The following is a 12,776-nucleotide window of genomic DNA, read 5'->3' on the forward strand; positions in this document are numbered from 1 at the left end:
TAAAATTACTTGCTTGCTTATCATACAAATCGATTTAATTTTTCGTCATAGTTAAAGCCGGCAGATGCCAGTTTTTCGGATACTTCATTTACATTCAGATTCAGATCTGCACATAATTCATCCAGACTCGGATAAAAATCGCGAAGCTTCATATTAATAAAACTAAGGAGCATAACAGGATCTTTTGGAATATTTGAATTAGCCATAGGTGGAAAACCTCCTTTTATAAAAATCTTTTACATATTTTATTTGTAATAAGTATAAAAAACTGGTATATATATAGGGTATTGGAAACGTGTGCCATTTCCGATGTCAGTATAGCAGACGCTGGAAATATGTGCAACCGGATAGAATGGTAGCTGATCGCTTGGTAGTCGGTTACATAATAATCAGGAGAAACAATCATGCAGAATGATAATGGAAAGAAGAAAATAAAGAAGCCGTCCGGTATGAGGACAAATTTTGCTTTTCAGGCGGCAGTACTTGCAGGTGCAGGTATATTATCCCGAGTGATCGGTCTCTTATATCGGTCGCCGTTATTTCAGATTATCGGAGATGAGGGAAACGGATATTATGGTACAGCGTATGCAATCTATTCCATGATATTGATGATCGCAACTTACAGCATTCCGACGGCGGTTTCTAAGATCATTTCAGGGAAATTGGCCTTGGGAGAATACAGAAATGCGAGACGAGTATTTAAATGCGCTTTTATCTATGTAGTATCTGCCGGGTTGGTGGCAGGTATCCTGACATTTGCATTTGCACCGGTTCTGGTAAAGGAACAGCCAAATGCGATTTTAAGCTTACAGATCCTCGCACCGACAATATTTCTGTCGGGCTTTCTTGCTATTTACAGAGGCTATCTTCAGGCATATAAAACGATGATTCCGACCTCTATATCACAGATTATAGAGCAGATTGCAAATGCAGTTGTCAGCGTTCTGGCTGCCCATCTGATGTCCAGACCATTTGCACCGGGAACCTCTGAACATGCAAAATATGGTGCAGCAGGCAGTGCAATGGGAACAGGGGCAGGTGTTCTCTGTGGAATTATTTATATTCTGATCGCATATGCAGGAAGAAGAAAAGAAATCATGGAGACAGTAGAGACTGATGTTTCGTCGAATGTAGAATCATATGGAAAGTTATTCCGGCAGATCGTAATGATCGTAACACCAATCATTATTGCTGCATTTGTGTATAATATTACGACCACCGTAGATATGAAGATTTTCTACAATGTCTTAAACAGTAAAAATGTAGATCGTGTTGAATCTGCAAATTTGTACGGTATTTTTTCCGGTCAGTATATGGTGCTGATCAATCTTCCGGTATCAATTGCATCTGCGGTTGGAACAACCCTGATACCGAATATTTCGGGAGCATTTACCAAGGGTGATAAAGAGGAAACGAATCATGTATACAATCAGTCCATGAGTATCACGATGATGGTGACGATACCATGTGCTGTCGGAATCGGTGTGTTATCAGAACCGATCATCACGCTGTTGTTCCGTGGCGCGGATCCGCTGGTATTTAAGGCATTGACTGCCGGCTGCATATCTGTGGTATTTTATTCATTATCAACACTTACAAACAGTATCTTGCAGGGAATCGGAAAGGTTATGGAGCCGGTGAAGAATGCGACACTTGCATTGTTGATCCATTTAGTATTTCTTGCTGCTATTTTGAAATTTACAGATGCGAAGCTGTTCGGTCTGGTAGCGGCTACGATCCTGTATTCATTACTGGCATGTATCTTTAACCATATATCTGTATCCAAATATATGTCTACAAAGCTTGATGTGAAGAAGATCTATCTTGCTCCTGCTGTTGCGTCGATATTTATGGGAATCGTTGCATGGGGCAGTTATCAGATCTTCTACCACCTGATCCATATGAATTCAGTCAGTGTTGTTCTGGCAATCCTGCTTGCAGTTATTTTCTATGCAGCAGCTATTCTGGCAGTCGGAGGATATACGAAGGAAGAAATCCTTGCTATGCCAAAGGGAACCCTGATCCTGAAGCTTGCAGAAAAACTACATCTGGTGAGAGAGTAGAGAAAGGAACGTGTGATAATTAACTCCCAGATTATTGCACTAAAACAAAAGATGAGCAAATTTAAAAAAATGATCATGCGTATGGCAGACCGGCTTGACAGCAGCTGCGCGCTGGGTGCGATCCGACAGGGTATGATCATGATGATCCCGCTTCTTGTAGTCGGGTACCTGGCGGCGATGTTGATCAATCTACCGATTCCTGCATATCAGACGTTTATAGCGAAATTGTGTGGTGGACATGTACTGGAAATTCTGAATTTCGTATATGCCAGTGTTAATGAGTTCTTTGCTGTTTTTCTGGCAGTAACAACAACGGTCAGTTATGCCATTATGAAACGGAGAAAGCAGGAAATCTATGAAGGTACAGGAAATATTATCATTTTAGTAATTATCACACTGGCTGCTCTGGTAGGGTATTTCGGAATCCAGTACGATGATTTTTCCATTCATTCGTTAAGCAATATGCATGCATTTACGGCACTGTTTGTTGCGCTTATTTCCGGTAAGATCTATTACACAATGAAGAGCAGTCGTTTCTTCAAGGTGAAAAATCAGCGTACGAATACGGACGGTATCTATATTGAAGCAATCGAAGGAATTGCTCCGGCGGTTGTCATTATTGGATTTTTTGCGTTTTTTCGAATTTTGTTACAGGTATTATTTGGAGTAAGCGGTTTTCAGGAATTGGTTGAACGCTTTTTTGATTACCTGTTAAAGCCATTACAGAATGGACTGGGAGCAGGAGTGGTCATTATTTTTCTGACACATGCGTTATGGTTCTTTGGAATTCATGGACACAATATGTTAGACACAGTGATCAAGCAGAATTTTTCTGATATAACAGCCGGAATTTTCAGCAAGACAATGCAGGATGTATTTGTACTTCTGGGAGGAGTGGGAGCCGTTTTGTGTCTGGTGATTGCGATCCTGTTGTTTGCGAAAAAGAAGGGTGTTCGGAATCTTGCATATATGGCAGCACCGAGTTTGGTCTTCAATATCAGTGAAATTGTCTTATTTGGAGTTCCTGTGATTTTGAATCCTATTCTACTGATCCCATTTATGCTTGTACCGATGGTGAATTATCTGGTCACTTATGCTGCAATGTTCTTTGGACTTGTTCCGCACGTGATACATGAAGTTGATTGGACGACGCCTGTTATTCTGAGTGGGTATCAGGCTACCGGTTCCTGGGCAGGAGCAGTTTTGCAGATCCTGTGTCTGGCAATTGGTGTGTGTATTTATAAACCATTTATTCGTATGTATGAAGAACAGCGGGAACTGCGTCTGAAACGTGATGTCAAAAGACTGGTGGAGGAGATGCAGCGCGAGGAGCAGAACAATTCCATCTCACCATATACAAAGCGTGAAGATGAGATCGGACATATGGCCCGTATCCTGGCAGATGAACTTGTTGAAGCAATCAGACGGAAAGAATTGTTCTTAGTGTATCAGCCACAGGTGAACCGTGATGGCAGGTGCATTGGTGCAGAAGCGTTGATCCGTTGGGAGCATCCGGAATTTGGATTTATCTATCCTCCGTTGATCATACAGCTTGCCAAGGAAAAGAAGGTACTTAGTACGTTAGAGAAATTTATCTTTGATACGGCAGGTGCGGCACTGGCACAGGTAAGGGATATCGTACCGGATGATTTCAAGATGTCGGTCAATCTTACAAATGAATCTCTGGAATGGGATGGCATTGAAGCATGTATCGAAAATGTTGTACAGAAATACCAGTTTCCAAATGTACAGCTCGGACTTGAGATCACGGAGCAGGATGCACTTTCTTCGTCCATTGATATAACGAAAAAGATTGAAGCATTGAAGGCGAAAGGTCACAGATTCCTGATCGATGATTTTGGTATGGGACATACGTCGCTGGTTTATTTGCAGACGAAGTATTTTAACATTGTAAAGCTGGATGGATCTCTGACGAGAGACGTTATTCATAATGAAACGAATCGTGATATCATTGCATCAATCGTCTATCTGGGCAGATCTTTGAAATTCAAGATTATTGCTGAATATGTAGAGAATGAAGCTCAGAGAGATGAACTGAAAAAACTTGGCTGTGATGCATTCCAGGGCTATCTCTACAGCAAGCCGATTAAACTTGATGAACTTATGTCGTGGATCAAAGGGTCAGGACATGAAAGCTGAGACATAAACTAAAAAACTCCATGTCCGGTGTCTATATATCTTTATTTCGCAGAACACTTTCGTTCGATCCGGAACGTATCGGTACTAAACTCATCACCTGTTGGTGATTCGTTAAGAACCGACGTTCCGGATAGGTCTGCTTCATAAAATATATAGACACCGGGCATGGAGTTTTTCTGTTATCGTGTGGTGGCTTTGTATGCTTATGCCATCATAGATGTAAGGATCTGGTTGACCAGTTTTCCGTCAGCTTTGCCTTTAACCTTAGGCATCAGCTCTTTCATGATCTTGCCTTTGTCTTTGGCTGTTGGAGCGTCGATACCAAGACCTGCAAGAACTTCTTTGATCGTAGCAGTGATCTCTGCTTCATCCATCATCTTTGGTGCGAATTCTTCGAATACAGTGATTCTTGCCTTGCATTCATCTATAATATCGGTACGATCAGCAGGTGTTGTATCGATTGTTTCTTTTGCGAGCTTGATCTCTCTTAATACAACTTCATTTTCTTCTTCCTCTGTCAGATCAGCACGTTTGTCTATAAATTTATTTTTCAAGGCTGTAAGGAGTGCGGATAATGCGTCCTTTCTCTCTTTATCATGTGCCTTCATAGCGGCCATCATTTCGCTTCTGACTTCATCAATTTTACTCATTATATTCATACCTCCGTATAAAGTTATATATAGGTAATTGCAAAACTGTCGATGTTTTGTAATTGCTTCACATATTGTGATCGGACAGGTTTACAACCTGTCGCTCCTTATTATAGCACCGGAAAAGCGATAATTTCAATATGGCAACTGTATTTGAATTATCGGTTGCATTTGTCCGGGGGGAAGGTATAATGAGCGCATATGGGTAAATATGGCAAATAACAGGAGATGAAAGGCTATGTCACTTACTATGAAAATGACAACATTATGTTATATAGAGAAAGACGGAAAATATCTGATGCTTCATCGTACGAAGAAGGAGAAAGATATTAATAAGAATAAATGGATCGGAGTCGGCGGACATGCGGAAGAAACAGAAGGACCGGAAGACTGCCTGCTTCGGGAAGTAAAAGAAGAAACAGGACTGACACTGACATCTTATCAGTTCCGTGGCCTGATCACATTTATCAGTGATGTCTGTGAGCCGGAGCTGATGTGTCTGTTTACAGCAGATGGCTTTACCGGAAGCTTAACCGCCTGCAATGAAGGAGAACTGGAATGGGTAGATAAAAGCATCGTGCCATCTCTTCCGACCTGGACAGGAGATGCTATATTTTTGAAACTCTTATTAGAAGACGAACAACGTTTCTTCACTCTGCGGCTGGTCTATGAAGGAGATGAGCTGGTGGAACACCGACTGGAGTTTTATTAAAAGAAAACGCCAGCCGGCATTCGACTCTGTATAAGTCATGACTTTTGCAGGCACAATACAACCATTTCATAAGTCTTGACGCTGCAGTTATTTACGAACAGCTTCTTTTATTATTCGTGTGATCTGGATAATAAAGGTTGGGATAAATGCAAGCCCTAAAATGCTCAATACATTTTTAACTGTCAGGTCGGCAATCATGAATAAGCCATGCATAAATGGTGCGAGCAGGACAAAGCCAAGCAGCAGGACACCGGCGAAGAAAGCGGCGACACTCCAGAGGTTGGAGCGGATACCGATCTTTATAATAGAGGATTCGCTGCGGCATGTAAATCCGTGGAACAATCTTGCAAGCGTCAGTGTGGCAAATGCCATTGTGCTGGCAGTCAGGGCATTTACGGAATCACCCAGATAAAAGGCGACGGTTGTAACAATACCGATCAGAACACCGTAGCAAATAAGCTGGAGCGAGAAGGATTTATTGAAGATTCCTGCTTTTGGATCTCGCGGTTTGTTACGAAGTAATTTCTTATCGGATGGCTCCATACCGATGGCAAGCGCCGGAAGTGAATCGGTCAGCAGATTGATAAAGAGCAGATGAACCGGCTGGAATGGGGTATCAAGCGCCATGATGGAGCAGTAGAGAACTACCAGAATGGCTGCGAGGTTTCCGGACAAAAGGAACAGGATGGCATTCATGATATTACGGTAAACATTTCTTCCTGTCAGGACAGCTTTTATGATCGTTGCAAAATTATCATCTGCAAGGATCATAGCTGAGGCATCCTTTGATACCTCGGTTCCGGTGATTCCCATAGCGACACCGATATCTGCTTTTTTCAATGCGGGAGCATCGTTTACACCGTCACCCGTCATGGCGACAATGTGACCTTTCTTTTGCCATGCATCAACGATACGGATCTTGTTTTCCGGTGAAACTCTGGCATAGACGGAGATCTTTGGAAGGACATCTGTAAGTTCGTCATCGGTCATACGGTCGACTTCCTGACCGGTTACGGCCATATCACCATCGTGGAAGATACCGATCTGTCTGGCAATAGCGGTTGCCGTTACTTTATGATCTCCGGTTATCATGATCGGTTTGATTCCGGCGGAGATAGCATCCGCAACTGCAGCCATGGATTCTTCTCTTGGCGGATCGATCATGGATACAAGTCCGATAAAAGTATAACCATATTCAGAGGCTGCGGTCAGAACTTCCGAATCGGAACATTCTTTATAGGCAAGTGCCAGAACCCGTAAACCTTGTCTGGAAAATTGCATATTTTGTTCCAGAATTCTGTCGCGGTCGTTCTCTGTAATCGGACGGATACCATCCTCTGTGATGATTGAATCCATACGGGTAAGAAGAACATCGACTGCACCTTTTGTCAGAAGTGTAGGTACGCCGTGCAATAGGTATTTGCTGCTCATCAGTTTCCGTTCGGAGTCAAATGGAATCTCTTCCAGACGTGGCATCAGATCACGCAGAACTTCTTCTGTTACACCGACATCAAATAGTTTCGTTTTCCTTGCCATCGTAAGGAGACAGGTTTCAGTCGGATCCCCGATATCCTTGCCATCCCGGATACTGCTGTCGTTGTTTAAGATACAGTTGTACAGAAAATAACGATGTGCCGGAATATGGAGATCCAGTTGGTCGGCATTTAACAGAGTATCACAGGTATAAAGCTGCTGAACTGTCATTTTGTTCTGGGTCAGTGTACCTGTTTTATCCGAACAGATAACAGAGACACAGCCCAGACTTTCGACCGCCTTCAGATCTTTGATGATCGCCTGATCGGCAGCCATCTTTCTGGTACCCATTGCCTGAACGATCGTAACGATCGAACCGAGAGCCTCTGGAATGGCAGCGACAGCAAGGGCAACTGCGAACATCAGAGAATCCAGTATTTTCTCGCCCTGCATCAGACGGAGACCGAATACGATCAGACTGATCACCATAATGATTGTTGCCAGTTTTTTACTGAAATTATCAAGACTGATCTGAAGTGGGGTCGCTTTGGATTTTGTATTATTCATAAGGGTGGCTATCTTACCCATTTCTGTATGCATTCCGGTTGCTGTAACGAGAACATTTGCACGACCATAAGTAACAAGACTGCCGGAGAATACCATATTGATGCGGTCACCGAGAGCAACATCCTCGGTGATATCAGAGTCGTCTTTATCCACATTTGTAGACTCTCCGGTCAGAGAACTTTCATTTACCTGTAAAGAGAAATTTTCGATGATACGGCCATCAGCGACGATCATATCACCGGCTTCTAAGAGCAGGATGTCTCCCGGTACGATGTCTTTTGATGCAATCTCCTGTTTGATTCCGTCACGTAATACTTTCGCTTTTGGTGCAGATAATTCTTTTAAGGAATCAAGAGATTTTTCTGCCTTTACATATTGGATCGTACCAAGGATCGCATTCATGATAATAACCGCAAATATAACAATCGTACTTTCAATGTTGCCGGATGCCATAGAGACGATCGCGGCAGCGATCAGGATGATAACGAGCAGATCGGCAAACTGGTGAAAAAAGACAGAAGCAACGCTTTGTTTCTTTTGCTCGACCAGAGTATTTTCACCATAGGTTTGAAGTCGCTCTTTAGCATCTGTAGTGGTAAGTCCTTCCGGATTACCGCAGGTTCGGAATAATTCTTCTTTGTTCAGCTGATAGATTTCTTTCATAAGACCATGTCCTTTCTTTTGCTTTTTTTCCTGAGACAGATAATGAACAGTAGTTTTTTCAAATATGCTGCTTGTATTTTGGGAAAAATTTTGGTTGGTACATGCTGTTTTTTGTAATTGATAATAAAAAACGAGACTTTTTGTGCACAAAAAATATGCACAAAAAGTCTCGTTTTAACGTATATATCGGTTATCCGATCCCCGGCCTTTTAAGGCGTACTGACGAGAATCGGCACATGCACAGCATGAAACTACTCCCTTTTTGAATGATATATTTTTATCATGTATGAAAAGCTTAGTCAACCGTTTTTAGAAAGTTTTAACCATTTTTTTACCGGAAAATTCGATTTGAAGAACTATGCTTTGACAGAATCTTATAAAATCGATCAGAAAATATCGAAAATAAAAAAGAGGTGTGGTACAATGAGCGTAATTGTTTGGACACAGGTCTTATAGTATATTAAAGCATAAAGTACCTGTATAAAAAGAAAACATATAAGGAAGCAATCGGGAGGCACAGATATGACATTACAACAGCTTGTCTATGCTGTAAAGATAGCAGATACCAAATCCATGAATAAGGCGGCAGCAGAATTGTATGTATCCCAGCCGGCACTTTCCAGTACGATACGGGATCTGGAAGAAGAATTGAATATCGAATTATTTATCCGAACCAATCGTGGTATCGTGATCACGGCGGAGGGAGACGAGTTTTTAAGCTATGCAAGACAGATGGTAGAACTGAATCAGATGATCGAAGATCGATACATAAATAACGAAAAGAAAAAGAATAAATTTAGTGTATCCATGCAGCACTATTCATTTGCGGTAGAAGCCTTTATCGAGCTTGCAAAGGAGATCAGGCTGGATGATTTCGAACTGGCTGTGCATGAGACACGGACAAATGAAGTGATCGAGTTTGTAAGAGACTACCGGAGTGAGCTTGGAATCTTATATTTAAATGAGTTCAACCGAAAGGCTTTGCAGAAGATCTTCTCAGAAAACGGACTGGAATTCACGGAATTATTTGACTGTGATGTATTCGTGTATCTGAGCAACGAGCATCCGCTGGCAGGAAAAGAGAAGATCGCATTTGAAGAATTAAAAGATTATCCTTGCCTTTCCTTTGAACAGGGCGAACGAAATTCGTTCTATTATGCAGAAGAAGTATTCAGCACTCTGGAATACAAGCAGATCATCAAAGCAGATGACCGTGCAACAATGCTGAATCTGATGGTTGGTATGAACGGATATACCTTGTGCTCCGGTATTATCTGTGAAGAATTAAACGGTAGTGCTTACCGCGCAATTCCGCTTGACACGGAGGAGAAAATGACGATCGGCTATATCAAACGAAAAGGCATGCGGCTGAGTACCCTTGGCAGACGCTATATCGAGATACTGACCCAATACGGAACACAGGAAAATGTAAAGAAGACGGCTGAGTAAATGCTCAGCCGTTTTCTTTGTTGTGAGGTCTGAGCCTGCAGGGAGCGGGGGAAATGAAAATCAAGTAACAAGCTGGCTATAAATGATACTTATAACCAGCTCACAGAAATACATAGTACCGGAATTCTATTCCTACTGATATACTATGGTATAAATAATGCATGAACTTATGGTTTGTTCTGACAGGCTATTATGACTTGCCAATACAGGGACATTTGAGACCGCCGGTACTTGATGGTGCGAAAGCAGCATCTTAGTACCGCTGCAGGGCTCAACGAGCGGAAGCGTTCCCTGATTGGTAATGTCAGTAATAGCCTGTCAGAACAAATCATAAGTCAAAAACGCAGGCAGCAGGAAAGGATGACGGTTATTATGGATACAGGAATTGCTACAAAATGTATATATGGAAATCACAAAAAATTTGAAGGAGACAGAACGGGAGCGATCAGCTTTCCTATCTATCAGACAGCAACGTATGCGCATCCGGCAGTTGGACAGAGTACGGGGTATGATTACAGCAGACTCCAGAATCCAACCAGAGAACAGTTGGAGAAGATCGTTGCATCATTAGAAGGAGGACTGGATGCTCTCGCTTTTTCTTCCGGCATGGCAGCTATTACTACATTGATGGAGATCTTCAAACCGGGCGACCATATCATTTCGGAAGCAGATCTGTATGGCGGAAGTATCCGTTTATTTGATCATATTAATCAGAAAAATGGTATTGAGTTCAGCCGGATCAATTTTGCAGAGGAAGATCCGGAAAACTACATCAAAGAAAATACAAAAGCAATCTATATCGAGACACCGACTAATCCAATGATGAATGTTATTGATATCCGCAAGACGGCGGAACTTGCAAAGAAACATAATCTGCTGCTGATCGTGGATAATACATTTCTGTCACCGTATTTCCAGCGGCCATTTGAACTGGGAGCCGATATCATTCTGCACAGCGGAACAAAGTTCTTAAGCGGACATAACGATACGCTGGCCGGATTCATCGTGGTAAATACACCGGAGCTTTCGGAGAAATTACGATATATCATAAAGACGACAGGCGCGGGACTTGCGCCATTTGACAGCTGGCTGGTGCTTCGTGGCATCAAGACACTGCCAATCCGTATGGAGAAGGCACAGGAAAATGCACAGGCGATCGTGGAATTCCTGTTGCAGGAGAAGAAAGTAAAGAATGTCTATTATCCGGGAATACCGGGAACAAATAATTATGAGGTCTGTAAGAGCCAGGCGAGTGGATTTGGAAGCATGTTGACATTTGAAGTGGAGAGCAAGGAGCTGGCACTCCATATACTGGAATCCCTAAAGCTGATCCCATTTGCAGAAAGTCTCGGCGGCGTAGAGACCTTGATCACATATCCGACGACACAGACTCATGCGGATGTACCGGAGGAAATCCGTATAAAGAACGGTATTACAGACAGTGTTCTGCGTCTGTCGGCAGGAATCGAAGATAAGAAGGATCTGATCGCGGATCTGAAACAGGCAATTGATTCTTTTCGGGAATAAAACAGTGTAATATATGAATAATGATGAAAAAGTAATTTGCCTGAAAAATATTTTGATATGGAAATATATTTACAGCATAGGATCTGAGACATAACGGGAGGATAATTATGGAAGAAAAAAACCTGAATTTTGATGAAGTAATAGATAGAAGAAATACAGACTGTTTGAAATTTGACTTTGCAGAGAGGAGAGGAAAGCCTGCGGATGTACTTCCTCTCTGGGTTGCAGATATGGATTTTAAGACGTCGAGTCTGGTGCTGGATGCGTTGACAGAGCGTGTACAGCATGGAATTTTTGGCTATACGGAGAGTAGAGAGAGTTATTTCGAGGCGGTCAGCAAATGGATGGAAGCTCACCATGACTGGAAGGTGGAACGAAGCTGGCTGACAAAGACACCGGGTGTTGTATTTGCACTGGCGATGGCGGTCAAAGCATATTCCAAGGCAGGGGATGCCGTTCTGATCCAGCAGCCGGTCTATTATCCGTTTTCAGAAGTGATCCGTGACAATAACCGGAAGCTTGTGAGCAATGATCTTGTACTTGGGGATGATGGAAAATATCACATCGATTTTGATGATTTTGAGAAACAGATCGTTGACAATCATGTTGTGCTGTTCCTGTTGTGCAGTCCGCATAATCCGGTCAGCCGTGTATGGACGGCAGAAGAGCTTACAAAGATGGGTGATATCTGTATCAAGCATGGCGTTACAGTTGTAAGTGATGAGATACATGAGGATTTTGTTTTCGGAGACCACCAGCACACGGTATTTGCAACGATCAAGAAAGAATTCGAACAGAACTCCGTTACCTGTACTTCTCCTGCAAAGACCTTCAATCTGGCAGGACTTCAGGTGTCGAATATCTTTATTCCAAATGGAACTCTGCGCGCAGTATTTCGTAAGCAGGTGGATGCGGCGGGCTACAGCCAGTTAAATGCAATGGGACTTACCGCCTGTGAAGCAGCGTATACTCATGGCGAGACATGGTATCAGGCAATGATGAGATATGTAGAGAGTAATATCGCATTTGTGCGTGATTACCTGAAAAAGGAACTTCCACAGATCAAGCTGATCGAGCCGGAAGGAACTTATCTGCTGTGGCTGGATTTCAGGGCACTCGGAATGACAGAGAAGGAACGGGAGAACCTGATCATGAATCAGGCAAAGCTGTGGCTTGACAGCGGTGCGATCTTTGGGCAGGTAGGCGAAGGCTTTGAACGTATCAATGTGGCATGTCCGAGAGCAACGATCAAGGAGGCGCTTGACCGTCTGAAAGCAGTGATCACAGCATAACCACAGGCAAGTATGATGGTTTTGCAGAAAACATCAAAGGTGTGAATCGCAATGTAATAGCGTTAGCCGGTGTAACTGTTATAAGAGTTACAGATTGGTTCGGTTATAAGCTGTGGTTATAGCCAGTTAAAATATTTTGACTGGTTGACAAATTATGGAACTGTCACTATAATAGGCACATAACATATAAAACCTACTTTAATACTATGATAAAGAAACG

Annotated in this window: 9 protein-coding genes; 6 read left to right on the forward strand and 3 right to left on the reverse strand. The window is 42.6% G+C overall.

Features of this window, described 5'->3' with window-relative positions; all coding sequences use genetic code 11:
• Positions 1-20 precede the first annotated feature (20 nt).
• Positions 21-206: a DUF4250 domain-containing protein gene (locus LK416_01705; GenBank protein UEA74922.1), complete on the reverse strand. Its 186-nt coding sequence runs from the start codon at positions 204-206 to the stop codon at positions 21-23.
• A 198-nt stretch (positions 207-404) separates the two neighbouring features.
• Between LK416_01705 and LK416_01710 the strand changes: the two genes are divergently transcribed.
• A complete protein-coding gene (locus tag LK416_01710) occupies positions 405-2,063 on the forward strand; it encodes a polysaccharide biosynthesis protein (GenBank protein ID UEA74923.1) in 1,659 nt (552 codons plus the stop codon).
• Positions 2,064-2,075: 12 nt separating this feature from the next.
• On the forward strand, positions 2,076-4,223 hold the full coding sequence (locus tag LK416_01715) for an EAL domain-containing protein (protein UEA74924.1): 2,148 nt from the start codon (positions 2,076-2,078) through the stop codon (positions 4,221-4,223).
• A gap of 203 nt (positions 4,224-4,426) precedes the next feature.
• On the opposite strand, the gene LK416_01720 is transcribed toward LK416_01715, so the two are convergent.
• Complete coding sequence (locus tag LK416_01720) at positions 4,427-4,873, reverse strand: GatB/YqeY domain-containing protein (protein UEA74925.1); 447 nt, start codon at positions 4,871-4,873, stop codon at positions 4,427-4,429.
• Between the two features lie 250 nt (positions 4,874-5,123).
• Here LK416_01720 and LK416_01725 point away from each other — a divergent pair, with 250 nt between their 5' ends.
• Positions 5,124-5,585 (forward strand): 8-oxo-dGTP diphosphatase, encoded by a 462-nt coding sequence (locus LK416_01725; GenBank protein ID UEA75851.1) that lies wholly within the window; start codon positions 5,124-5,126, stop codon positions 5,583-5,585.
• A gap of 87 nt (positions 5,586-5,672) precedes the next feature.
• Here LK416_01725 and LK416_01730 read toward each other — a convergent pair whose 3' ends face one another.
• Positions 5,673-8,288 carry a cation-translocating P-type ATPase gene (locus LK416_01730; protein UEA74926.1) on the reverse strand — a complete coding sequence of 872 codons (2,616 nt, stop codon included), beginning with the start codon at positions 8,286-8,288 and terminating at the stop codon, positions 5,673-5,675.
• A 522-nt stretch (positions 8,289-8,810) separates the two neighbouring features.
• On the opposite strand from LK416_01730, the gene LK416_01735 reads away from it, so the two are divergent.
• From LK416_01735 to LK416_01745, 3 genes are all read left to right on the forward strand, one after another.
• Positions 8,811-9,737, forward strand: coding sequence for a LysR family transcriptional regulator (locus LK416_01735; protein UEA74927.1), 927 nt, complete (start codon positions 8,811-8,813; stop codon positions 9,735-9,737).
• 372 nt (positions 9,738-10,109) lie between these two features.
• The gene (locus LK416_01740) at positions 10,110-11,264 is read left to right on the forward strand and encodes a PLP-dependent aspartate aminotransferase family protein (GenBank protein ID UEA74928.1); all 1,155 of its coding nucleotides are present in this window, start codon (positions 10,110-10,112) and stop codon (positions 11,262-11,264) included.
• Between the two features lie 107 nt (positions 11,265-11,371).
• Positions 11,372-12,556 carry a pyridoxal phosphate-dependent aminotransferase gene (locus LK416_01745; GenBank protein UEA74929.1) on the forward strand — a complete coding sequence of 395 codons (1,185 nt, stop codon included), beginning with the start codon at positions 11,372-11,374 and terminating at the stop codon, positions 12,554-12,556.
• Positions 12,557-12,776 lie beyond the last annotated feature (220 nt).

The organism is Lachnospiraceae bacterium GAM79 (genome assembly GCA_020735665.1).
Lineage (GTDB): Bacteria > Bacillota > Clostridia > Lachnospirales > Lachnospiraceae > Coprococcus.

Excerpts from the sequence above, each read along its gene's own strand:
- LK416_01710 (UEA74923.1), top strand. The coding sequence starts at position 405 with ATGCAGAATGATAATGGAAAGAAGAAAATAAAGAAGCCGTCCGGTATG.
- LK416_01745 (UEA74929.1), top strand. The coding sequence starts at position 11,372 with ATGGAAGAAAAAAACCTGAATTTTGATGAAGTAATAGATAGAAGAAAT.
- LK416_01720 (UEA74925.1), bottom strand. The coding sequence starts at position 4,873 with ATGAGTAAAATTGATGAAGTCAGAAGCGAAATGATGGCCGCTATGAAG.
- LK416_01730 (UEA74926.1), bottom strand. The coding sequence starts at position 8,288 with ATGAAAGAAATCTATCAGCTGAACAAAGAAGAATTATTCCGAACCTGC.
- LK416_01735 (UEA74927.1), top strand. The coding sequence starts at position 8,811 with ATGACATTACAACAGCTTGTCTATGCTGTAAAGATAGCAGATACCAAA.
- LK416_01725 (UEA75851.1), top strand. The coding sequence starts at position 5,124 with ATGAAAATGACAACATTATGTTATATAGAGAAAGACGGAAAATATCTG.
- LK416_01705 (UEA74922.1), bottom strand. The coding sequence starts at position 206 with ATGGCTAATTCAAATATTCCAAAAGATCCTGTTATGCTCCTTAGTTTT.
- LK416_01740 (UEA74928.1), top strand. The coding sequence starts at position 10,110 with ATGGATACAGGAATTGCTACAAAATGTATATATGGAAATCACAAAAAA.